This window comes from Sulfitobacter sp. CW3, from assembly GCF_019392245.1.
GTDB lineage: Bacteria > Pseudomonadota > Alphaproteobacteria > Rhodobacterales > Rhodobacteraceae > Sulfitobacter.
Genome location: NZ_JAHXRL010000004.1, coordinates 289,063 through 313,082, shown reverse-complemented (window position 1 = coordinate 313,082; position 24,020 = coordinate 289,063). Strand labels below are relative to the sequence as shown.

General features: G+C 56.1%; 22 protein-coding genes. 8 read left to right on the top strand and 14 right to left on the bottom strand.

Annotation, left to right across the window (positions count from 1 at the left end):
* Position 1: 1 nt before the first annotated feature.
* Both KZZ06_RS11580 and KZZ06_RS11575 read right to left on the bottom strand, forming a co-directional pair.
* Positions 2–1,129 (bottom strand): ABC transporter ATP-binding protein, encoded by a 1,128-nt coding sequence (locus KZZ06_RS11580; RefSeq protein ID WP_219580194.1) that lies wholly within the window; start codon positions 1,127–1,129, stop codon positions 2–4.
* A gap of 84 nt (positions 1,130–1,213) precedes the next feature.
* Complete coding sequence (locus tag KZZ06_RS11575; RefSeq protein ID WP_219580193.1) at positions 1,214–2,299, bottom strand: polyamine ABC transporter substrate-binding protein; 1,086 nt, start codon at positions 2,297–2,299, stop codon at positions 1,214–1,216.
* A gap of 146 nt (positions 2,300–2,445) precedes the next feature.
* Here KZZ06_RS11575 and KZZ06_RS11570 point away from each other — a divergent pair, with 146 nt between their 5' ends.
* Together KZZ06_RS11570 and KZZ06_RS11565 are read left to right on the top strand one after the other, a co-directional pair.
* Entirely contained in the window at positions 2,446–3,126 is a 681-nt protein-coding gene (locus tag KZZ06_RS11570; protein ID WP_219580192.1) for a GntR family transcriptional regulator, read from the top strand.
* 93 nt (positions 3,127–3,219) lie between these two features.
* A complete protein-coding gene (locus KZZ06_RS11565) occupies positions 3,220–4,650 on the top strand; it encodes an aspartate aminotransferase family protein (protein WP_219580191.1) in 1,431 nt (476 codons plus the stop codon).
* 33 nt (positions 4,651–4,683) lie between these two features.
* On the opposite strand, the gene argE is transcribed toward KZZ06_RS11565, so the two are convergent.
* Both argE and KZZ06_RS11555 read right to left on the bottom strand, forming a co-directional pair.
* Positions 4,684–5,838: an acetylornithine deacetylase gene (argE, locus tag KZZ06_RS11560; RefSeq protein ID WP_219580190.1), complete on the bottom strand. Its 1,155-nt coding sequence runs from the start codon at positions 5,836–5,838 to the stop codon at positions 4,684–4,686.
* The gene (locus KZZ06_RS11555) at positions 5,835–7,016 is read right to left on the bottom strand and encodes a M24 family metallopeptidase (RefSeq protein ID WP_219580188.1); all 1,182 of its coding nucleotides are present in this window, start codon (positions 7,014–7,016) and stop codon (positions 5,835–5,837) included. The genes argE and KZZ06_RS11555 overlap by 4 nt, the downstream gene beginning before the upstream one ends.
* 253 nt (positions 7,017–7,269) lie before the next feature.
* Between KZZ06_RS11555 and KZZ06_RS11550 the strand changes: the two genes are divergently transcribed.
* From KZZ06_RS11550 to KZZ06_RS11535, 4 genes are all read left to right on the top strand, one after another.
* Entirely contained in the window at positions 7,270–8,370 is a 1,101-nt protein-coding gene (locus KZZ06_RS11550; protein WP_219580187.1) for an ABC transporter ATP-binding protein, read from the top strand.
* Between the two features lie 110 nt (positions 8,371–8,480).
* A complete protein-coding gene (locus KZZ06_RS11545) occupies positions 8,481–9,596 on the top strand; it encodes an extracellular solute-binding protein (RefSeq protein ID WP_219580186.1) in 1,116 nt (371 codons plus the stop codon).
* 98 nt (positions 9,597–9,694) lie between these two features.
* The gene (locus tag KZZ06_RS11540) at positions 9,695–11,392 is read left to right on the top strand and encodes an ABC transporter permease (RefSeq protein ID WP_219580185.1); all 1,698 of its coding nucleotides are present in this window, start codon (positions 9,695–9,697) and stop codon (positions 11,390–11,392) included.
* Between the two features lie 4 nt (positions 11,393–11,396).
* Positions 11,397–12,575, top strand: coding sequence for an ABC transporter permease (locus tag KZZ06_RS11535; RefSeq protein ID WP_219580184.1), 1,179 nt, complete (start codon positions 11,397–11,399; stop codon positions 12,573–12,575).
* Between the two features lie 71 nt (positions 12,576–12,646).
* On the opposite strand, the gene KZZ06_RS11530 is transcribed toward KZZ06_RS11535, so the two are convergent.
* The 5 genes from KZZ06_RS11530 to dapE form a co-directional block, all read right to left on the bottom strand.
* Entirely contained in the window at positions 12,647–13,876 is a 1,230-nt protein-coding gene (locus KZZ06_RS11530) for a lytic murein transglycosylase (protein WP_219580183.1), read from the bottom strand.
* Between the two features lie 82 nt (positions 13,877–13,958).
* Positions 13,959–16,226, bottom strand: coding sequence for a ribonuclease R (rnr, locus tag KZZ06_RS11525; protein WP_219580182.1), 2,268 nt, complete (start codon positions 16,224–16,226; stop codon positions 13,959–13,961).
* 3 nt (positions 16,227–16,229) lie between these two features.
* Positions 16,230–16,811, bottom strand: coding sequence for a TIGR04282 family arsenosugar biosynthesis glycosyltransferase (locus KZZ06_RS11520; RefSeq protein ID WP_219580451.1), 582 nt, complete (start codon positions 16,809–16,811; stop codon positions 16,230–16,232).
* A 20-nt stretch (positions 16,812–16,831) separates the two neighbouring features.
* Complete coding sequence (locus KZZ06_RS11515; RefSeq protein ID WP_219580181.1) at positions 16,832–17,254, bottom strand: GNAT family N-acetyltransferase; 423 nt, start codon at positions 17,252–17,254, stop codon at positions 16,832–16,834.
* Positions 17,251–18,396: a succinyl-diaminopimelate desuccinylase gene (gene dapE, locus KZZ06_RS11510; protein WP_219580180.1), complete on the bottom strand. Its 1,146-nt coding sequence runs from the start codon at positions 18,394–18,396 to the stop codon at positions 17,251–17,253. Before dapE ends, KZZ06_RS11515 begins: the two co-directional genes overlap by 4 nt.
* A 365-nt stretch (positions 18,397–18,761) precedes the next feature.
* Here dapE and KZZ06_RS11505 point away from each other — a divergent pair, with 365 nt between their 5' ends.
* The gene (locus KZZ06_RS11505; protein WP_219580179.1) at positions 18,762–19,856 is read left to right on the top strand and encodes a Hint domain-containing protein; all 1,095 of its coding nucleotides are present in this window, start codon (positions 18,762–18,764) and stop codon (positions 19,854–19,856) included.
* Here KZZ06_RS11505 and KZZ06_RS11500 read toward each other — a convergent pair whose 3' ends face one another.
* The 3 genes from KZZ06_RS11500 to dapD all read right to left on the bottom strand — a co-directional run bounded on the left by KZZ06_RS11500 (position 19,857) and on the right by dapD (position 21,400).
* Positions 19,857–20,195: a hypothetical protein gene (locus KZZ06_RS11500; RefSeq protein ID WP_219580178.1), complete on the bottom strand. Its 339-nt coding sequence runs from the start codon at positions 20,193–20,195 to the stop codon at positions 19,857–19,859.
* Between the two features lie 61 nt (positions 20,196–20,256).
* Entirely contained in the window at positions 20,257–20,508 is a 252-nt protein-coding gene (locus tag KZZ06_RS11495) for a GlsB/YeaQ/YmgE family stress response membrane protein (protein ID WP_219580177.1), read from the bottom strand.
* Between the two features lie 64 nt (positions 20,509–20,572).
* A complete protein-coding gene (gene dapD / locus KZZ06_RS11490) occupies positions 20,573–21,400 on the bottom strand; it encodes a 2,3,4,5-tetrahydropyridine-2,6-dicarboxylate N-succinyltransferase (protein WP_219580176.1) in 828 nt (275 codons plus the stop codon).
* Positions 21,401–21,540: 140 nt separating this feature from the next.
* Between dapD and KZZ06_RS11485 the strand changes: the two genes are divergently transcribed.
* Positions 21,541–22,383: an LOG family protein gene (locus KZZ06_RS11485; protein WP_219580175.1), complete on the top strand. Its 843-nt coding sequence runs from the start codon at positions 21,541–21,543 to the stop codon at positions 22,381–22,383.
* A gap of 24 nt (positions 22,384–22,407) precedes the next feature.
* Here the strand turns inward: KZZ06_RS11485 and KZZ06_RS11480 are convergent, their stop codons facing one another.
* Positions 22,408–22,620, bottom strand: a complete 213-nt coding sequence (locus KZZ06_RS11480) for a hypothetical protein (RefSeq protein WP_219580174.1) — start codon at positions 22,618–22,620, stop codon at positions 22,408–22,410.
* A gap of 187 nt (positions 22,621–22,807) precedes the next feature.
* Entirely contained in the window at positions 22,808–23,983 is a 1,176-nt protein-coding gene (gene rlmN / locus KZZ06_RS11475; RefSeq protein WP_219580173.1) for a 23S rRNA (adenine(2503)-C(2))-methyltransferase RlmN, read from the bottom strand.
* Positions 23,984–24,020 lie beyond the last annotated feature (37 nt).

The following is a 24,020-nucleotide window of genomic DNA, read 5'->3' as shown; positions in this document are numbered from 1 at the left end:
TTCATTGCTCTAGCAGCACGCCAGCGGTCGCGCTCCACGAGATCCAGACTTTGTCTTCCCAGGTGATACTGCGCCGGGAAAGACGACGGGTATTTGCTGTCTGCGCCTTGATGATTTGCCCACCCGTCAGTTGAACGTGATAGGTGCTGAGGTTGCCCAGATACGCGATATCCAACACGCTGCCCTGTACGGCATTCTTTGCATCTTCGGGCTTTTCGGTCGTGATCGAAATCTTTTCCGGCCTAATGGCAAGATGCGCTTTTTGCCCATCGCTGAACGGCACATCCGAGGTCGCCATAAACGGTGCCTCGTTCTCGGCCCAAGCAAGAGAATACACACCATCACCCGTAGGTTTGGCCGTTCCTTCGATAATGTTCACGTCCCCGATAAAATCAGCAACGTAAACTGAATTAGGTGCCTCATAGATACCATCGGGCGTCGCGACCTGAATAATGCGCCCTTCGTCCATCACCGCGACCCGGCTTGCGACGGTCATCGCCTCTTCTTGGTCATGGGTCACGATAACAAATGTCGTGCCCGTGCCCTCTTGAATATCCATTAGTTCAAATTGGGTATCTTGCCTCAATTTCTTGTCCAACGCGCCAAGCGGTTCATCCAACAGCAACAACTTTGGAGCCTTCGCCAAGGACCGCGCAAGGGCCACGCGCTGGCGCTGGCCACCTGAAATCTGATGCGGCTTCCGACCTGCAAATTTGGTCAATCGCGTCAGCTTGAGCATCTCTTCGACACGGGCCGCAATGGAGCGTTTGTCCATATCGCCCCGCTTGAGGCCAAAGGCGATGTTCTCCCAAACGCTAAGATGTGGAAACAATGCATAGGACTGGAACATCATGTTCACGGCCCGCTTGTTGGGTGGAATACCGGCAATATTCTTGCCCGCCAGTTCCATTTTGCCCGATGTCGGGTTTTCGAAACCTGCCAACATACGCATCATCGTTGTCTTGCCGCAGCCCGATGGCCCCAGCAAAGCAAAGAATTCTTTCTCGTAGATGTTCAGTGTCAGATCATCGATCGCGGTGAAATCACCAAACTTCTTGGTGACGTTTTCAAACCGGATCAACGGCTTTTCATTCGGGTCATCCCAAGGGGCAAATATTTTCTGGCTCACTTAGGGGCATTCCTTTGAACAGTCCGGCAGGCGGCGGGGGCAGCAAAGGGCAAGGCCGAATAGCCCTGCCCCGTTATAATCGGCTTAGGTGCCGGATTTAACCTTGGTCCAAAGACGCGTCACAACACGTTGGACTTTGGGCGCATAGGGCGACGTGGTATAAAGGTTTTCCAGTGTCGCCGCGTCTGGGTAAATCGCTGGATCCCCGATCACGTCTTCCACCAGAAACTCCTGGCTCGCCTTGTTGCCGTTAGCATAATAAACATAGTTCGACGCTGCGGCCATGTTTTGTGCATCCATGATGAAGTTCAGGAATTTATGCGCAGCGTCCGGATTGGGCGCGTCCACAGGGATCGCCATGTTGTCAAACCACATCAAAGCACCTTCTTTCGGTGCATAGTATTCGATCTCGACGCCGTTATCGGCCTCTGCTGCGCGGTCGCGCGCCTGCAAAATGTCGCCTGACCATCCAAAGGCCACACAGATATCACCGTTGGCCAATGCGTTAATATATTCAGAGCTGTGGAATTTTTGTACGTACGGTGCCACGGCAGCCAGTACAGGTTCGGCCTTGGCGATGGTTTCCGGATCTTGCGCATCGGGGTCTTCGCCCAGGAATTTCAGCGCAGCGGGGATCATTTCAGCCGGCGCATCCAGGAAATGAACGCCGCATTCGGCTAGCTTTTCCATGTTCGACGGATCCAGCACCAATGCCAGCGAATCTACTGGTGCATCTTCGCCGAGAACTTCTTTGACCTTGTTGATGTTCACGCCGAAGCCAGTGGTGCCCCACATATAGTTGATCGCATATTCGTTACCGGGGTCATATTTTGACACGCGATTATCGATCACGTCCCACATGTTGCCGATGTTCGAAAGTTTGGATTTATCGAGCTTCTGGAACGCACCCGCCGAAATCTGACGTTGCAAGAATGTGCCCGATGGCACGACGACATCATAACCCGACCCGCCAGCCAGCATTTTGGTTTCAAGCACCTCGTTGCTGTCAAAGACATCATAGATGAGATCAATGCCAGTTTCGGTTTCGAATTTCTCAAGCAGCGATTCGTCGATGTAGTCGGACCAGTTATAGACCCGCACTTCTTCGCCCAGCGCGCTTGTGGCGATCATTGCAGTGGCCGCAACGCCACCTAGAATACGATATTTCATTCTTTGCTCCCGTTAGATAGGCTTGGTTGATCCAGGCCTTTGATCAATTTGATCAAGTTTTGCGTCTTACGACAAGATAATTTATGATTTCACGCAGGCGCAGATAGCGCAAGCAACACGAGCTGAACAGTTTTTGGGCATATTGAATGATCCGTTCTGACGTACAAACACCACCGGTGCCAATCCAAGTTGAGGGCGCAAGAATTCCGGCACATCAACATGTCTATCAGCAGTTGCGCAGTCAGATATTGTTTGGCGATCTGGCACCGGGGCAACCCGTGACGATTCAAGGGCTGATCACGGCGCTGGGCGCAGGCATGACCCCGGTCCGAGAAGCATTACGCCGCTTGATTGCCGAAGGCGCGTTAGTGCATCAGGGAAACCGCCGTGTCTCGGTACCTGTCCTGTCGCCAGATGGCGTTGAGGAGCTTGGTTTTATGCGAAAAACGCTAGAGGCCGAGCTTGCTCACCGTGCAGCAACCCGCATGACCAAAGATATTTTGGAAGCCCTAAAGCAGACCGATGATGCGCTGAATGATGCCATTTTGCGCGGCGATATTGGCGAATATTTGACGCAAAACTATCAGTTCCATTCCGATATTTACCGCTGTGCAGATGCACCGATAATGGCCGAAACCGTTGATCGCTTGTGGCTGCGCTTTGGTCCTTCCTTGCGGGTCGTATGTGGGCGCTTTGGAACATCCAACCTCCCCGACAAACACGCCGACCTACTGGACGCTTTTCGCGTGAAAGACCCTGATGCTGCCGCCCAAGCAATGGCCGAGGATGTCAGCCAAGGTATCCGTCAAATTCAAGCTTCTGTCTAATCCACCACTGATTTGACGTGATTCGATTGACTCCGCATAATTTGATCATATTCTGCGCTTAATCGTCCCCCCACACTTCTGAGGTGCATATCTATGTCCTATATTACCAATCACTTGCCCACGGCTGAATTGCAGACGCTGGACGCCGCGCATCACATGCACCCTTTCACGACGAATGATGAATTGGCCGCCAAAGGCGCGCGGATCATCACCAAAGCCAAAGGCGTTTACCTGACCGACAGCGAGGGAAATGAAATCCTTGACGGGATGGCTGGCCTTTGGTGCGTGAACATTGGCTATGGCCGTCAGGAAATGGCCGATGTCGCAGCGCGCCAGATGCTTGAACTGAACTATTACAACACGTTCTTCATGACCTCGCATGTGCCTGCAATCGCATTGGCCACAGAGATCGCGAAACTTGCCCCCGGTGATCTGAACCACGTGTTCTTTGCCGGTTCCGGGTCCGAGGCGAACGATACCAACATCCGCATGGTGCGCACCTATTGGGCGATGAAGGGGAAACCGGAAAAATCCCACATCATCAGCCGCAAGAACGCTTATCACGGGTCGTCGATGGGTTCGGGATCGCTGGGCGGGATGACCTATATGCACGAACAAGGCGGCATGCCGATCCCTGGCATCCACCACATCAACCAGCCCGATTGGTGGGCCGAAGGCGGCGATCAAACACCCGAGGCATTCGGCCTTGCCCGCGCGCAGGAGCTTGAGGCGAAAATCCTTGAACTGGGCGCAGACAATGTTGCCGCATTTATTGGCGAACCCATCCAAGGTGCCGGCGGTGTTATCATACCCCCCAGCACCTACTGGCCCGAAATCCAGCGCATTTGCGACAAATACAACGTTCTGATCATCGCAGACGAAGTAATCTGCGGATTTGGTCGCACCGGCAATTGGTTCGGCTCGCAAACCATGGGGATCAAACCCCACATCATGACAATCGCCAAAGGCCTCAGCTCTGGCTACCAGCCCATTGGTGGATCGATTGTTTGCGATGAAATCGCCGAAGTTATCGGTTCAGGCGAATTCAACCACGGCTACACCTATTCCGGCCATCCGGTTTGTTCCGCCGTCGCGTTGGAAAACCTGCGCATCATGCAAGATGAGAAAATCCTGGATCACGTCAATAACGTGGCTGCGCCCGCCCTGCAGGAAGGGTTGGACAAACTGGCCGAACACCCACTTGTGGGCGGCGTTAACGTATCGGGCATGATGGCATCCCTGCCCCTTAGCCCACGCAAGGAAACGCGGTCAAAATTCGCGGGGGCCGCTGGCACCGTCGGCTATATGTGTCGGGAACGCTGCTTTGCCAACAATCTGGTGATGCGCCATGTTGGTGACCGGATGATCATTTCCCCACCGCTGGTCATCACGCCCGAGGAAATCAACATCTTTATGACCCGTGCCACGAAAGCGCTGGATGAAACCTATACCGCGCTCAAGGATGAAAATCTGTTTCATGCGGCCGAAGACCACATCCACGATGCTGATTCGCCTTTGGGCTAAACGGCATTCGGGGCGCGAGGTATCCTTGCGCCCCTACACCAATTTCTGACCAAGACGTTCCAACATTCCCAAGCAGGCACCAAGCTGATCCAGGCTGACGAATTCATCGGGCTTATGCGCCTGTGCAATTGATCCTGGCCCGCAAACGACCACATCCATGCCCATTTGCTGAAACAGGCCTGCCTCGGTTCCGAACGGGACAACGTCAGCCCCGTTCGCCCCTACCAAACCCGCCACAAGATCACGCGCGGCATTTTCGCTCATCGGCTCAAGGCCCACGACCTCGCCCAATGTTTCGGTCGAGATATCGGCCAACGGGTACACCGCGCGCATTTGCGGCAGCAAATCCTGTTCGACAAACGCTTCCATCGTCTCTTTGACAAAGCGCAAGTCATGCGTTTGCACCGGGCGGAACTCCCAATCGACCTCGGCCTTTCCGACAATCACGTTATGCGCATGACCACCTTGGATCCGGCCAATGTTGATTGTGGTATAGGGCGGGTCAAAGCGGCTGCCGTCGGGGACACGGGCGCGCAAATCCTCGCGCAGCGCCATCAACCGTGTGACATAGCGCACCGCATATTCGGCGGCATTTACCCCCAGATCGGGCGAGGATCCGTGCCCCTCAAGCCCTTCAAACCGTGTCGTATATTCACAGCAGCCTTTATGGCCCTCGATCACGCGCATCTCGGTCGGCTCGCCGATAATGGCGATGTCGGGTTTGATCCCAAGGCGATTCAGCTCGGGTATCAACGCCTGCGCGCCCAGACATCCGGTTTCCTCGTCGTAGGTAAAGGCGAAATGCACGGGGCGTTTCAGGGGCAGCGTGGCGTAATGTTCCGCCATCACAACGCTTGCTGCAATGAACCCCTTCATATCGCAGGTGCCGCGCCCATAAAGCCGCCCTTCGGCCTCGCGCATCTGGAACGGATCGCTTGACCAATCCTGATCGGTCACCGGCACCACATCGGAATGCCCCGACAGCAACACGCCGCCCGGTACATCCGGCCCCAATGTCGCGAACAACGTAGCCTTGGATCCGGTTTCGTCGCCAAAGATATGAGTCCGCGCGCCCAGCGATTGCAGCCGCCCCGACAAATCGATGATCAGCTCAAGATTGCTATCGGTCGAAACGGTCGGGTAGGCGATCAACCGGTCCAGCAGATCAACGGTGGCTTGCAACGTCATTTAACGAACATCTGCCGGGGTCGGTTACAGAAGGTTTCCGCAGCGCCATCTTCGCGGATGCGGATGCTTTCGGTGATCTCGATCCCCCAATCCTTCATCCAAAGGCCGGGCATGAAATGGAAGGTCATATTCGGCTCAAGCACGGTTTCATCCTCGGCGCGCAGCGATATCGTGCGTTCGCCCCAATCAGGCGGATAGCTAAGACCGATGGGATAGCCGCAGCGCGCGCCGCGTTCGATCCCAGCCTTTTCCAGCGGTGCCGCCAGCGCATTCGCCACGTCACATGCCCGATTACCAGCACGGGCTTTGTCCAACCCGGCCTCCAACCCTTCGACCAGTGCGGCCTCGGCCCGTTTCAGGAAATCGGGCGGCGTCCCAAGGAACAGCGTCCGGCAAAACGGTGCATGATAACGGCGATAGCAGCCTGAAATCTCAAAGAATGTCGCCTCGCCCGTTGCGAAGGGTCTGCCATCCCATGTCAAATGCGGCGCGGCTGCGTCTGACCCAGACGGCAAAAGCGGGACGATCGCCGGATAATCACCCCACGCCCCGTCAACGCCGCGGATCGCATCGCGGTAAATCTCGGCAACGATTTCATTTTTGGGAACACCCGGTTCAACCCGTTCGATCAAACCGTCGACAATCTTTTCCGAAATCAACGCCGCTTTGCGCATGAACGCCAGTTCCGGTTCAGATTTAACCGTCCGCTTCCAATTCACCAAAGCAGTCGCATCAACGACTTGCGCTTTGGGCAGGCTCTCACAAAGTGACGCATGCGCCTTGGCTGAGTAATAGTAGTTGTCCATTTCGACGCCAATGCGCCCCGCCTCTACCCCTGCGGCGGCCAGATGAACCGCCAGATCCTGCATCGGGTGCCGTTCCGTGGATTGCACAAAACCGTCTGCGTAACCCCGTACAGAATCGGGGGCCATCCAGACGGTGCGCAACGCGCCATTGGTGTCTTGGTTGCGGCCCCACCAGATCGGATCGGCGTCCGGCAACACGATTACGCCTTGATGCACATAAAATGACCATCCGTCGTATCCTGTCAGCCACGCTTGGTTGCTGGGGTCAGTCACAAACAACGCGTCCAATCCCCGCGTCGCCATTTCGCTGCGCACCAGTTCAAGGCGGCGGCTGTATTCTATTGCGGTAAACGGAAGGTCGATGGCGGGCATTATTGATATCCTTAAACAACGTATCACGCAGCAGCTTGGGCCAGCTTTTTCGTAGCGGCAATGAAATAACGAAACCGGACCTGCCTAATCTGCAGTCAGATCAACTGAATTTGCTAAAATAGCGGGAATTTGTCCTGCAATTGCCCGGATTTCCATCAAACTGGTGATAATTGGTTGCAAACCACGACTCGGACGGTTTTAACTTTCTGTCAACAAGGGCGCATGAACGTCAAAATAAACGGGGAGCCAGCTTTTGGCAGATACTTCAGCAACGAATGCGTTTGTAGAATTCGAACGTGTACAGAAAAGCTATGACGGTGAAAATCTTGTCGTCAAAGACCTGAACCTATCGATGCCAAAGGGCGAATTTCTGACAATGCTAGGGCCATCGGGATCGGGCAAAACGACCTGTCTGATGATGCTTGCAGGGTTTGAAACGGCCACCCACGGCGATATTCGCCTTGATGGGAAATCGATCAACAACATCCCGCCACACAAGCGCGGCATTGGCATGGTGTTCCAAAACTATGCGTTGTTTCCGCATATGACAGTGGCCGAAAACCTTTCGTTCCCGTTGGAAGTCCGCAAGATGGGCAAGTCCGACCGCGAGGAAAAGGTTAAGATCGCACTGGACCGCGTGCAAATGGGCGACTTTGGCGGTCGCCGCCCTGCCCAGCTTTCTGGTGGTCAACAGCAGCGTGTCGCCTTGGCGCGCGCCTTGGTGTTTGAACCCGAGCTGGTCTTGATGGACGAACCGCTTGGTGCCTTGGACAAACAACTGCGTGAAACCTTGCAGTTTGAAATCACGCATCTTGCCCACGAATTGGGCATCACCGTGGTCTATGTGACCCACGACCAGACCGAAGCCCTGACAATGTCAGACCGCGTGGCCGTTTTTGAAAATGGTCGCATCCAGCAATTGGCCCCGCCGGATTTGCTGTATGAAGAGCCTGAAAACAGCTTTGTCGCGCAGTTCATTGGCGAAAATAACACGCTGGAAGGCGTGGTAAAAGAAATCAAAGGCGGCACATGTCTGGTGCAGCTGGACGGTGGCGGCCTGATCGAAGCGAAACCGATCAACGTGACCCAAGCAGGCGAACGCACCCGCGTTTCGATCCGCCCCGAACGCGTTGAGTTCAACAAAGATCGCATGCCCGAAGGCGCGCACACGCTGAAAGCCGAAGTGCTTGAGTTCGTCTATATGGGCGACATTTTCCGCACCCGGCTGCGCGTTGCTGGCACTGATAACTTTATCATCAAAACCCGCAACGCACCCGATCAGGTGCGCTTGAAGCCGGGCCAACAGATCGAAATCGGTTGGCTGGCAGAGGATTGCCGTGCGCTTGACGCCTAAGTCAAGAGACGGACTGTGGCCCTAAAATAGGGCCGCACACCAAGAGGCTGTGGTTAAGCCCGTTATCACATCCTCAAGAACTAAACGGGCAATAGTTGGGAGACTATCTAATGAAATTTACAACAACGCTACTCGCTTCTTCCGCGATTGTTGGCGCTGGTACATTGGCCTTTGCCGATGCACACGGCAACATGGCAAAAGATATGACACTTGTTTCCTGGGGTGGCGCATACCAAGCCAGCCAAGATAAAGCATATGTTCAGCCCTATCTGGGCATGCACTCCGATGTGACAGCAGTATGGGACGAAAGCTCGGCTGAAGCCGTGGCCAAACTGCGCGCCATGAACGAAGCTGGCAACGTGACATGGGATCTGGTCGACGTCGTAGCGGCCGATGCCATTCGTCTGTGTGACGAAGGCTTGGCAATGGAAATCGACGCCGACGAAGTGCTGGCAGCAGCACCCGATGGCACATCCGCATCCGACGACTTTGGCGACCTGTTGGTCAGCGACTGCTTTATTCCGCAGATCGTTTATTCGACCACATTCGGTTACCGCACAGACATGGTAGGCGACACGCCTCCTTCGAAAATCTGTGACGTGTTCGATCTGGAAGCATACCCAGGCAAGCGTTCCTTGGAAAAGCGTCCAATCAACAACATGGAATGGGCGTTGCTTTGTGACGGCGTTGCAAAAGCCGACGTATATGACGTTCTGGCCACACCAGAAGGTCAGGAAAAGGCTCTGGCCAAACTGGATACCATCAAAGACGACGTTATCTGGTGGTCCGCTGGCGCTGACACGCCCCAACTGCTGGCCGATGGCGAAATCGTTATGGGTTCCACCTACAACGGTCGTCTGTTCAGCGTGATCGAAGAGCAAAAGCAACCCGTTGCAATGCTTTGGGACGCACAGGTGTTTGACCTTGACGGTTGGATCATTCCAGCAGGCCTGCCAGCAGATCGTCTGGCCCGCGTCATGGACTTTGTGAAATTCGCGACAGACACACAGCGTCTGGCCGATCAATCGCAATACATCAGCTACGGTCCTGCCCGTTTGTCCTCCGCTCCTATGGTTGGCAAGCACGCAGATCTGGGCATCGACATGGCACCACACATGCCAACAGATCCCAACAACGCACAGAACACGTTCCTGTATAACTACGAATTCTGGGCTGACTACCGCGACGATATCGACGCGAAGTTCCAGGCATGGTTGGCGCAATAAGCGTCTAGACCTACCGGGAGAGGGCCAGCACGGCCCTCTCCACCTCTATCGTTTCTACCTTTCCGACTTTCACGACGATCCAACCCCATGGGGCCGATATGAGCGATGTAAACAACGCGACCACAGCACCAAATTCCGCCCTTGCCGCGGAACGCGCCGAAGATGAATACACCGGCCCAATGCTTGCCGCCGATGGCACACCGCTCAAGCGCAGCTTGAACCGCGCATTACGCCGCCAAAAGATCAGTGCGCTTTTGCTAATCGCGCCTTTGTTGATCTTTGTGTTGGTCACGTTCGTTGCACCAATCGCAGATATGTTATTTCGGTCTGTCGAAAACAAGATCGTCCAAGATACCCTTCCCCGCACCACGACCGAGCTGAAAAACTGGGATAGTGAAGGCGGCGAATTACCCGATCAAGCGGTCTATAAATCGTTGTACCAAGACATATACGTCGCCCAGGAACGCAAGTTGCACACCCGTCTGGGGTCTCGTCTTAACTATGAACTGACCGGTGCGTCGTCCTTGTTCCGCAAATCCGGCCGCGGCGTTGATGACATCGGCGAAGTCTACCAAGACCAGTTCGAAGACCTGAACGCCTTTTGGAAAAAGGGCGAAAACTGGAACGACGTCCTAGGCTCCGACGCATGGCTTGCCACCATGAAAGACTGGAAGAAAGCCTCGGGCGATGCACAGCCACCCTTTGAAATGCGCGACGGTATTGCCGACATCCTGCCGCAAACCGCCAACTACTATCTGATCTTCGCCGATTTCGTCCAAAACGAAGACAACGATAACCTCTACAAAGAAGATCCATGGCCGCTGGTTTATTCCGCTTTCTATGATGATTTGACCGGGCCGACAGCCGAACAAATCGCCGCCTATGCGGGCCCCGGTGCCACAGAATTGGCCCAAGCCGCCGCAGCCGCGCCAAGCTTTGACAGCGTCGATTACGCACAAGCCTTTGCCGATATCGACAAAGACTGGGTGGAACTGCCGATCTGGCAAACGATTGCGACCTATAGCCCTCGGTTCACCAACGGGTATTTTCTGAATGCAGTCGACATGCAGAAAACCCCCGACGGCCCTGCCCTGCGCCCCGACGACGAACGCATTTACTGGACCCTGTTCAAGCGGACCCTGTTCATGTCAGTTTGCATTACGCTTAGCTGTATTTTGCTGGGCTATCCCGTGGGCTGGATCTTGGCCAACCTGCCCGCACGCACGGCAAACCTGCTGATGATCCTTGTGCTGTTGCCGTTTTGGACATCGCTCCTTGTGCGCACCTCGGCTTGGAAGGTCATGCTGCAACAACAAGGGGTCATCAATGATACGCTCGTCTGGCTGGGCGTCGTCGCCGATGACAGCCGTCTGGCGCTGATCAACAACCAGACAGGCACGATTATCGCGATGACGCATATCCTGCTGCCCTTCATGATCTTGCCGCTGTATTCGGTGATGAAAACAGTGCCGCCCAGCTATCTGCGCGCTGCAAAATCGCTGGGTGCCACCAATTGGACGGCGTTCTGGCGGGTCTACTTTCCACAATCCGTGCCGGGTATCGGTGCCGGGTCGATCCTCGTGTTCATCCTGTCCATCGGCTATTACATCACCCCTGAAATCGTGGGCGGCAGAACCGGTACATTCATCTCGAACCGTATCGCCTATCACATCTCCAGCTCTCTGAACTGGGGTCTTGCGGCGGCATTGGGTGCCATCCTGCTCGCGGTCGTTCTGGGTCTCTACTATGCCTATGACAAGATCGTCGGCATCGATAACGTGAAACTGGGGGGCTAAGGACATGGTCGCACTCACACCAATCTCTCGCAAACCCGTCTCGTTCTATGTGCCCGTGGCCGCCGCGGCAGGGGCCATTGCTGGTCTCTTTGTTGGCACTGCTAATGGCAGCGGTTTTCTAGGTGTTATCATCGGTGCCATCATCGCCGGCGCGCTGGCCTTTTTGCTCACGCAGATTGTCAAAAACGAAAAGCTAGGCCGCTGGGCCACCACGATCATCGTGGCGGGTGTCGGCTATTTCATGGCAGGCATTCCCGGCCTGATCATCGGCGCTGCCTTTGGGTGGTTCTTTGGCTGGTTCAGCTTTTGGCTCTACGAGGGCCGCTACCGCGCCAAAGTCGCACCCTATCTGACCCCCGGTCAGGTGCTGTGGCACTTTGCATTTCGGGTCATCTGCGGGGCGATCTTTGTCTTCCTCATCACGCCAATTCTGGTGGTGATGCCCCTCAGCTTCAACGCCGAGAATTTCTTTACCTTCACCCCCGAAATGCTCAGCTTTGACCCCGCAGGATACTCGCTCAAACATTACCGCGATTTCTTTAATAGCTCGGACTGGCAAGGGGCCGTGTGGAACTCGATCAAAATCGCACCTGCCGCGACATTCCTTTCCGTCTCCTTCGGCACACTCGCGGCAATCGGGCTTAGCCAGCAACACGTGCCTTTCCGCCGCGCGATCATGGCAATCCTGATCTCACCAATGATCGTACCGCTGATCATTTCTGCGGCAGGCATGTACTTCTTCTACAGTCGTGTTGGCCTGCAAGGTACCTATCTGGGCGTGGTGCTGGCGCATGCCGCGCTTGGCATCCCCTTTGTCATCATCACAGTCACGGCAACCCTCGTGGGCTTTGACCGCTCACTTACCCGCGCTGCGGCAAACATGGGCGCGAACCCGGTAACAACCTTCTTCCGCGTGCAAATGCCACTGATCTTGCCCGGTGTGATCTCGGGTGGCCTCTTCGCCTTCATCACCTCATTCGACGAAGTCGTCGTGGTTCTCTTCGTCGGCTCAGCTGGCCAGAAAACACTACCGTGGCAAATGTTCACGGGCCTGCGTGAACAGATCAGCCCAACCATTCTGGCGGTTGCAACCATTCTGGTGGGTATCTCGATCTGCTTGCTGACTGTGGTCGAATTGCTTCGTCGCAGATCGGAACGCCTGCGGGGCATGTCCCCGACCTAAGGTCTTCCAAATGGACTAAAATCCTCGCCGAAGGCATGCCCAAAACCCTCTGGGGTTTTGGGTTTTCTTTTCTAGCGGACCGCCCGAACCCTCTCCAACAACCTAAGCGACGCATAGCCGTCTGGCAAAAGCCCCTGTGCTGTTTGAAAATTCCGTACAGCATTGATCGTCAACGGGCCGATTTTGGCGTCAACCTTCACCGTATCAAACCCAAGCGCGGTTAGCTCCGTTTGCAGCTCAATCCGCTCATCATAGGTCAGCGCACGATCTTGCAGCGGCCAGCCATGTGCAATCGGCGGCCCCCCGACGATCCTGTCGCTTAAATGGCCGACCCCGATCACATAGGCATCCGCAGTATTATACCGTTCGATCACCGCGAAATTCGAAAAGATCATAAATGCAGCACCCTCCGCGCCGCCGGGCAGCAAAATGGACGCAGGCCCGTGATTGGGAATGGTGCCGCCGCTCATATCCGTGATGCCAATCGCTGCCCATTCTGCCGGGGTTTTCAAAGTCTCGCGATCTGCCAGCAGGTAATCGAACCCGTCGGGCAGCGTCACCTCGACACCCCAGGGCTGCTGATACGTCCAACCAAAGTGTTTGAGATAGGCCGCCGTCGATGCCAGCGCGTCGCGGGGGTCATCACCCCAAATATCACGCTTGCCATCTTTGGTGAAATCGACCGCGTGGCGTTGAAACGACGATGGCATGAACTGCGTATGCCCCATCGCCCCAGCCCAACTGCCGGTCATCTTGGCAGGGCTGGTATCGCCCGCCTGCAAAATTCTCAACGCCTCCAACAGTTCGGCTTCAAAGAATGCCTGTCGCCGCCCGTCATACGCCAATGACGCCAGTGATCCGATCACCCCGTCCCTGCCACGGAACGTCCCATAGGCGCTTTCCAGCCCCCAAATGGCGACGACGACTTCTTTATCGACGCCGTATTGCGCTTCGATGTCAGCAAGTGCTGCGCTCTGACGTTCAAGCGCAGCTTTCCCGTTCGCGATCCTTAAATCTGAGGTCGCCGTTTCCAGATATTCCCAAATGGTTTTGGTAAACTCGGACTGGTTGCGATCTCTGCGAATGACATTTTCATCATAGGTAATGCCCTTAATCGCCGCATCGAATACATCGGGTCTAATCCCCGCATCCAAGGCACGCGGGCGAAAATCAACCAACCAGTGTTGAAGACCTGCATCATTTCCGGCCACGCTATGATCCGGCGCAGTTTGGGCCGCAACAGGTGCCACCCCCTGCCCCAAGGCAAACAACGCGGCCAGCACCAAAACCCGAGCATTCATTATCAGTCCCCTACGCTACTTCTCGGCACGAGCGTATCGATTAACTAACGCCCCAGAAAGCCCCGCCAAGATGATGCGCAGGCTACCGCCGTGTCCGTTTGACCTTGCGTTTGACCTTGTCAGCTTTGCGCTTGGCTTTGACGCCTTTGCGTTTGGGGTTTGTCCTTCCGGCTGGCCCGCGACCCCCGCGCCCGCCTTGCGGCAGCGCCTTGCCTTCCAGCGTCAACAGCTCAAGCGCGATGCCACCGGTGACAGGCACCGCTTCGGTCAGGCGCACCGTCACACGTTGACCGATGCCGATCAAAATCCCGGTGTCAGACCCCATCAGAGTGTTCGCCTCGGGATCGAAATGGAAATATTCGCGACCCAAGGACCGCATGGGCAACAACCCATCCGCACCAGTTTCATCCAGTTTCACAAAAGCCCCGAACCGCGCGATCCCGCTGATCCGGCCCGAGAATTCGTTGCCCACACGCTCGGACAGATAAGCAGCCAGATAGCGGTCCGTTGTGTCCCGTTCCGCCGTCATTGAACGACGTTCGGTATCCGAAATATGCGCGCCCGTTTGTTCGATCTCTTCGATGTCTTGGGGCGACAGGCCATCCTTGCCCCAGCCATGCGCCGTGATCAATGCGCGGTGAACAATCAGATCGGAATAGCGCCGGATGGGCGAGGTGAAATGCGCATAAGACCGCAACGCCAAGCCAAAGTGCCCGATATGTGCGGGGCCGTAATAAGCTTGGGTCATCGACCGCAACGTGGATAGGTTGATCAACTCGGCGTCATCCGTGCCAGCCGCGTCGTTCAGCAGCTTGTTCAGATGGCGTGTGTGCAGCACTTGGCCCTTGCCCAGCGTGAATCCAGACGCCTGCGCCGTTTCACGCAAGGCATCCAGTTTGGCCAATGTCGGTTCTTCGTGGATGCGGAACAACAGCGGCGTTTTCTTTGCCACCAAGGTTTCGGCGGCCGCGACATTCGCCAGCACCATGAATTCTTCGATCAGACGGTGCGCATCCAAACGCTCCTTGAAATTCACCGATTTGACTGTCCCGTCCGGGCCCAGTTCGATCCGCCGCTCCGGCAGGTCCAGATCAAGCGGCTCGCGCTCGGCTCTGGCCGTTTTCAGCGCGGCATAAGCGGCGTAAATCGGTTTCAGAACAGGCTCTAACAAAGGGCCGGTGCGATCGTTCGGGCGACCCTCGATTGCGTCTTGGACTTCTTCATAGTGCAGCGACGCAGGGGAACGCATCAAGCCGCGGTGAAAGCTGTGGCTAATCTTTTGACCCTTTGCGTCCAGCACCATGCGCACGGCGATACAAGGCCGCGGTACGCCTTCGTGCAGGGAACACAGATCACCCGACAGGCGGTCTGGCAACATCGGCACCACACGGTCGGGGAAATAGGTGGAATTGCCGCGTTTGCGCGCCTCGCGGTCCAACGCCGATCCGGGTGTGACATAGGCCGCCACATCCGCAATCGCGACCCAAACCACATGGCCGCCCTCGTTCTTGGGGTCCTCATCCGCATGGGCATAGCACGCGTCGTCGTGATCCCGGGCATCGGACGGATCGATCGTAATCAGCGGCATGTCACGCAGATCTTCGCGACCTTTCAAGCCAACGGGCTTGGCCGCGTCTGCTTGGGCGATCACATCATCCGGGAATGCATCTGGAATACCGTGCTGATGGATGGCGATCAACGATACGGCTTTGGGTGCTGACGGATCGCCTAAACGGTCCACAATCCGCGCGCGGGGCAGACCCATGCGGCCCTTGGGGCCAGCTTGTTCGGCCTCGACCAGCTCGCCGTCCTTGGCCCCATAGGTCGCGTCTGATGCGACAGTCCATTCCTTGTCGCCGCCTTTGTCGATGGGAACAATCCGGCCGCCTTCGGTTGTCTTGCGAAAGATACCCAGCACCTTTTGTGGATTGGACCCAATACGGCGGATCAATCGCGCCTCGTAATGATAATCCTCGCCGGTTACCAAAGCCAGGCGCGCCAGAATGCGGTCGCCCGCCCCCAATGCGGGGTCCGAAGCGCGGGGGATGACCAACACGACAGGTTCCACCCCCTCGCCCGCCCATTCCATCGGCTTGGCAAATAGATCACCATCATTGTCAGGGCCAGTGATCTGCAAAACAGACACCGGCGGCAGGCGATCAGGATCGCTATAGCTGCGTTTGCGCTTTTCCAGATGGCCTTCGGCTTCCAGCTCTTTTAGCACACGCTTTAGATCGATACGCGCAGCACCTTTGATCCCGAAGGCCTTTGCGATGTCACGCTTGGCGGTCAGGGTTGGATTGGCGGCGATCCAATCAAGGATCTCGGGCTTGGATGGTATTTTGCTCATGCTTTAGCAGGTAGCACGCGCACCCCGGTTCGTCATGGGCAAATCGTCGATTGTATCTACGTCTTGCAAAGTCGCGACTTGGGCAATGCGGTGATCTGGTAGCGTCGCGATGGTATCAGCCAGCGCATGTTCCGACGACCAACGCACGCCATCAAACAAACCGGGCGGCACAGCGCGGGCGCGTTTCAACCCGATCAACCAGTACCCGCCGTCCGGTGCGGGCCCGAAAACGGCATCATGCCCGCCCAACGCATGAAACGCCTTGGCGATTTCTGCGCGGTTGATGCCGGGAATATCCGCACCAATCACACAGACAGGCCCCGCAGGTGCCCCCCGCAACATCCGCGCCATACGGTCCCCCAGATTGCCCTGCCCCTGCGGTGCCCGCGCAATATGCTCGGGCCAAACGCGACTGCTAAGGCCCGCGCGATCAGGTGTCACAGCAAGCACGACGTTCCAGCGCGGGTCTTGGATATTGCGGATCAAGCGACGGGTTTGATGACGAAACCACCACGCGGCTGCGGTCATCCCCAGATCACGGCCCAAGCGGGTTTTCACCCTACCGGGACGTGGTTCTTTGACCATGACAACCAGCGTGCCCCGTTTCACAGGGACAGCACCATTTCACGGTGGTCGATCCCCGCATCGTCAAAGACCGGCCCCTGCGCGACAAAGCCAAGTTTTTCATAGAAACCCAAAGCATGAAGCTGCGCGCCCAGCTTGACTGTTTTGACAGCTGCGTGTTGGCGTGCCTCGTCAATGGCAGCGTGGATCAAGGCGGCCCCAAGCCCGGTGCCGCGATGCGCTTTCAATACGCAGACGCGGCCAATTTTGGCGACTTCACCTTTGATATGCAGGCGGGCCGTCCCGATGGGAATGGCGTTTTCCGTCGCGAGGATGTGAATGCCCCCAGCATCCAGATCATCCATTTCCTCTGCTTCTGAAACGCCCTGTTCTTCGATAAACACGATCCGCCGCAGCAGATGGCAACTGGCCAGATCATCGCTGACTGCAATCTCTACGCTCATGCGAAATAATCCGTCAGAATCCGTGTGTAGATCGCCTTGAGCTGGTGAATCTGCGCAATCTCGACGTTTTCATCCACCGCATGCATGGATTGCCCGACAAGGCCGAATTCAACGACCGGACAGTGGTTTTTCACAAACCGCGCGTCAGATGTGCCACCTGTCGTCGACAGTTCGGGGGTAACGCCTGTTTCGGCGGCGACCGCCTTGGACACCAGATCAGACAACGCACCCGGCGGAGTGATAAAGCTTTCGCCGGAAATCTTTACCTTCAGCTCGACAACCACGCCGAACGCCTCGCGAATGGCGGCAACCTGTTCTTCCAGCCATTCCGTCAGGCTGGCACCCGAATGAGTATCGTTGAACCGGATATTAACCGTGCCACGGCATTCCGCAGGAATAACATTGGTCGCCGGATTTCCGGTATCAACCGTGACCACCGCCAGCGTGGACGGGTCGAAATGGTCGGTCCCCTCATCAAGGGTGTGCGACGCAAGCTGATCCATCAACCGCACCATCGCAGGCAGCGGGTTATTGGCGCGGTGCGGATAGGCCGAATGGCCCTGTTTGCCGACGATACGGAAATGCGCATTCAGCGATCCACGGCGGCCAATCTTGATCATTTCGCCCATTTTATTGGGGCATGTCGGCTCACCTACCAGACAAACATCCATTCTCTCGCCAGCCTGCGCCATATAGTCCAGCAAGGCACTCGTGCCATCGATGCCCTCGGCTTCCTCGTCGCCAGTGATGGCCAGCACGATCGACCCGTCCGGGGGCGTATCGCGCACGAAATCCACTGCAGCCGCGGCAAAGGCCGCAACACCGGATTTCATATCCGTTGTGCCGCGCCCGTACATAACCCCGTCTTTGATTTCTGCACCAAAGGGCGGATAGGTCCAATCCGCCTCGTTCCCGATTGGCACCACATCGGTATGCCCGTTGAACCCGAAACAGCGCGTATTGCCCTTGTTCCCCCAGCGGGCAAACAGATTGCGAATACCGCCACGGTCCGCCCACGCGCATTCAAAACCTGCGCCGCTTAGCAAATCATACAGAATATCCAAGGCCCCTGCATCCGCAGGCGTCACCGAAGGGCATTTCACCAGCTTTGCGGTAAGATCAACGGGGTCAATATTCGGCATTTTCGGATCCTTTAGGTATGATTTCTATTGGTTTCCTTACACTTGTGGCGAAAAAGGCGCGGTGCCAAGGGGGATGACCATGAAAATGATAACAGTCGACCAATTTCCGTGCTACCTTGGGCACAATAATATTACCCGAGGCAGGGCATCAGCAGGCATGACACCGGAAAACCGGGTCATCCATCAATACCAGATTTGACCATTTGCGGGCGTAGACCGTGTGGGTCGTGCTGACATGTATCGTCTCAACTACAGATTAAGGTGGCAAGCATGGTATCAGCGTCAAAGCATCCCATAAGAACGGTCCAAGGATATCGCATTGCTACACCGCCATTACATTATTCGCTAACATGGTGGTCTAGCCGATGACGTGGATTGCACTGGCACATAACGAGGATCGGCGGTTTTCGCCGTTAGGTCTGGGAACCGACAAACGTGACGCCCCTGTTTGCGGCACCAGCCAAGACGACCTGCTCACGCGCGGCAGTATCATGTTCGAAACTCGGCAAGCCCCCGATGGCAAACCAAAGCTGTTGCTTGGGTATAAATCAACCTTTCCATGGCTGCGCAGCCTGACATTTCAGGCCATTCCAGGTGGCGGCGTCGCCTTGGTTCAGGTGCAGGGCGATGACATCGCCCATGCCGCGATCCAACACAAAGACAGCGGCCGTAACGATGTTATGCGCATGACCTATTCATGGGACAGCACCGCGAAATGGGGACGCCTTGCGATGGAGGACCCTGAAAACAACCGCATCGCGACGGTTGCCGTTCCCAACCCCAAACCGATCTTGGTCGATGACCTGCGCAATATGATATTGGGTCGCGGTGATCAGGAAATTGCATCCGACGTGATCTTTGCGGCAGTTTCCGACCAGATTGAACCCATTGGCCCCATGCCGTCGCTTTTGCCGTCGACGCCGCTTGCCACGCCGTGGGGGTTCAAACCGCTATCCACCCTCAAACGCGGCGACACTGTCACCACGCAGGGGTCTGGCGTTGTGCCTGTGTTGGAAACCGTCTTTAGAACCGTGCCAGCCTGCGGCAGTTTCGCGCCGATCCGGTTGCGCGCGCCCTATTTCGGGCTGCAACAGGATATCATTGTCGCCCCTGATCAACGGTTGGTCATTGATGGGCCCGAGGTCGAATATCTGTTTAGCAAAGAGGCTGTGCTGATCCCAGCGCGCCATCTGGTCAACGGGTTCGCCGCCATGCGAGAAACCTGCGGGCCGACGATTACCTATGCGCAGATTTTACTGCCGTCTCATGAGACAATGATCGCCGCCGGCACACCCGCAGAAAGCCTGTATATCGGACGCCTGCGCCGCCAGCCCGATCAGATGGCCAACAGCGTTCTGGCCGGCTTTGACCGGAGCCTGCTGCCCGAACATGGCCAGCCTGCCCATACTGTATTGAAACGGTTTGAAGCGATCACCTTGGCCAGTCGCCGCGCAGCCTGATCAGTCGAAAAACGGTGTCATCTGCGCAATAATGACCGAATTTTCGTCCAAAGCCCGTGCCATCAAGGCGCGCTCTTCTTCGTCGATCTCGTGACCTTCGGCCTCGCGTTCAGCCAATGTGCCGTATCCGGTCACATCCAGCGGGTTGGTGTCCGCCTGCTTTAGGATCGCCACTGTTTCACGCACGGCTTCGGCCTCGTCGATACCAGAGGCAAAGCACATCAATGCGGCACCAGTTGCCTTGTCTGGCAACCCGTCACCGTCTTTGCGCCCGATCTCGACCAGCAAGGTATAGACTTGCTGACGTGATGGTTTCTTGGTTTTTTTCTGGTCAGACATAAAAAGGGCCACCGCATAAAGATGTGGCAGCCCTAGCGTGTTCTGACCTGTCTGAAAAGGGTCAGCTGCGTCCGCGCAGGGCGCGCCAGCTCCAAATCACCAAACATGCACCGACCAAACCAACGAAAAGCTGGGTCAACCATGCATCAGCGGCATAGATATCAAGCAAGCCAAGAATAAAGTTCAGCACCACGGCACCGACGATGCCCAAACCGATGTTAGTCAGTATTCCGGTGTTCGCCTTCATGATCATGCTGGCAATCCAGCCTGCCATGCCGCCGACAAAGATAGAGCCGATAAATCCCAAACCCATAACTGCTTTCCCTTTTCTGATGCCTTTGGCGATTCAATCGCCAAAGGTATTGTTTCGTTCCGTTTTAGTCGCGCAACAGTTCGTTGATCGACGTTTTTGAACGGGTCTTTTCGTCCACGCGCTTAACGATCACGGCGCAGTACAAGTTCACGCCGTTTTTCGAAGGCATGGAACCCGCGACGACGACCGAACCGGCTGGCACTTCACCATACATGACTTCGCCGGTGTCACGGTCAAGAATTTTGGTGGACTGACCGATGAACACGCCCATGCCCAGCACAGACCCTTCGCGCACGATGCAACCTTCAACCACTTCGGAGCGCGCCCCGATAAAGCAGTTGTCTTCGATGATTGTCGGGCCAGCCTGCATGGGTTCCAGCACGCCGCCGATACCAACACCGCCGGACAGGTGGACGTTTTTACCGATCTGGGCACAGGATCCAACCGTGGCCCAGGTATCAACCATCGTGCCACTGTCGACATAAGCGCCAATGTTCACAAAGGATGGCATCAACACAACGCCCGGCGCGATATAGGCCGATTTGCGCACAACGCAGTTTGGAACGGCGCGGAAACCGGCGGTTTTCCATTCGTCATCGCCCCAGCCTTTGAATTTGCTATCGACCTTATCCCACCAGCCTGCGCCTTGTGGGCCGCCCGACTGATGCTCCATGTCTTTGATGCGAAAGCCCAGCAAAACGGCCTTTTTCGCCCACTGGTTCACATGCCAATCGCCGTTTTCCTGCTTTTCAGCGACGCGCAGTTTGCCGCTGTCCAGCGCGGCCAATGTGGATTCGATCGCGTCGCGCTGTTCGCCTGTGGTGGCGGACGTAATGGTGTCGCGGGCATCCCACGCAGCTTCGATTGCAGTTTCAAGTTGGGCGTTAGACATAGGGTAAGCTCCGGAATATGGGATCAGGTGTTGGGCATGGCTATACCCCCGTCACGTTGTTCACGCAATCATAACGGCTGGCGTGGTCATTTGCACTGAACGCAGGCATGTTAGCGACAACGATCAGACCGGAGAATTTGATGACCGAAGACATACGCCACCCTTTGCGCGACGCTGTCGCCGACAGCGCCAAAGCCAAGGAAGTCCCAGATACGCCGCAAACCCGTGCGCCCGCCTATCGACTGGCATTTACCGACCAGGAATTCATGGGCCGCGATGCTTTGCGTCCGGTCAGATTGCAGCTGGAACTGCTTAAGCCCGAGATGGGGCTGGACGCCCACGGCATCACATCAACGATTGTGCTGTTCGGTGGCGCACGCATTCCAAAACCAGCCGACAAAGACAAGGCGCGGACCAAAACACTGGCCGATCTATCGCATTTCTACGAGGAAGCACGTGAATTTGCGCGCCTGATGACGCTGAAATCACTGGAAACAAATGGTTGCGAAAATGTCATCGTGACGGGCGGTGGCCCCGGCGTGATGGAGGCAGGCAATCACGGGGCCGTTGACGCGGGCGGGCGGTCCATCGGATTGAACATCGTGCTTCCGTTTGAACAGGCCCCAAACGCTTATGTCACGCCAGAGCTGTGTTTTAACTTTCACTACTTCGCGATCCGCAAAATGCATTTCCTAATGCGGGCGCGTGCGATTTGCGTTTTTCCAGGGGGCTTTGGCACCATGGATGAAACATTCGAGGCGTTGACCCTTATTCAAACCGGCCGCATGTCGCGGGTGCCGTTTTTGCTATTCGGGCGCGCCTTCTGGGAAAAGATCATAAACTGGGATGCACTGGCCGACGCCGGCACCATCTCAGCCGAGGATCTCGACCTATTCAGGTTTGTTGAATCTGCTGACGAAGCGATGCACGTGATTGATAATTGGGAAACCGCACCAGCACGGGATGCTTTGCCCGGCAGGTAGTCCCCCAAGGCTGCGACCTGTCAATCAGGCGCACAGCTCGGCAGGCAACGTACATACTTTTACGTGATGCGGAAGGGTCTCAAGGATATGACCGTTTTCCGTATCACGTACGCTGTAGCCAAACCCGGCCAACCGATGCTTCCATTCGCGAAAAGACAACGCGCGCTCGCGTTCACGGATGATCAGATCCATCACTTCGGCAGTGATGAAGGCGTCATTTTGGATGATGATAGCCATTTTTAATGCTCCCAATTGTGAGGTTGATGGAAGCATTATCTTTGGGACGATGTTTTAACGTCTGCTAAACGATGGGGGCGCAATGCACGGTCAACAGCATCGGCACCTACATTTAATATCGCTGAATTTAGTTAACTTTCGCCGCGTCATTAGCAGATCATCATCAGCACTTGATCGGGTTTCAAGCTTACAAACCTGCGTCTGCCTCGATCTGCTTGCGCGATTTGCGCGCCCGTTCGGTCGCTGATTTCAACTGCCCGCATGCCGCCATGATGTCTTCACCCCGTGGTTTACGAACGGGCGACGCATAGCCTGCCTTATAGACGATCTCGGAGAACGCACGAATACGGTTGTTCGACGATCGTTTATAAGGCGCACCGGGCCATTCGTTGAACGGGATCAGGTTGATCTTGGCCGGTATCCCACGGATCAATTCGATCAGACGATGCGCATCAGCGTCACTGTCGTTCACCCCGTCCAGCATCACATATTCAAAGGTGATCCGCTCGGAATTGCTGACCTTTGGATAGGCGCGCAGTGCCTCGACCAATTCGGCAATGTTCCAACGTTTGTTGATCGGCACCAACTTGTCGCGCACTTCGTCCGTGGTCGCGTGGAACGAGATGGCCAGCTGACAGCCGATTTCCTGCGCTGTGCGGGCGATTTCGGGCACCACACCTGACGTCGACAAGGTAATGCGGCGGCGCGACAGCTGGATGCCTTCTGGGTCCATCGCGATTTTCATCGCATCGCGCACATTCTCAAAGTTATACAGTGGTTCGCCCATGCCCATCAGAACAATATTCGACAACAACCGTGGCGCATCAGTAATCGTACCGGGAACAGGCCATTCGCCCAGATCATCCCGCGCGACCATCACCTGACCAATAATTTCGGCCGCGGTCAGGTTGCGCACCAGTTTCTGTGTGCCGGTGTGGCAGAACGAACAGGTCAACGTGCACCCAACCTGAGAGCTGACACACAATGTGCCGCGCCCTTCTTCGGGAATATAAACCACCTCAACCTCGTGCCCGCCTGCAATGCGGACCAGATACTTGCGTGTGCCATCTTCTGACACCTGCTTGGTCACCACCTCTGGCACGGCGATCACGAATTTCTCAGCCAGCTCAGCGCGAAAGGCCTTGGACAGATTGGTCATGTCCGCAAAATCACGCGTACCCCATTGATAGATCCACTGCCAAATCTGGCCGACCCGCATCTTGGCCTGCTTTTCCGGCATACCATGGGCAATCAGAACCTCGCGCATCGCGTCGCGCGTCAAACCGACAACGTTAATCGGCCCCTCCGGCAACTTGCGCGGAATGGTCATAACATCTTGGGTGATCGGCGCGGTCGCAGACATGGGGATTCTCCGGGATGTGTGTTTCAGCGCTCTATAT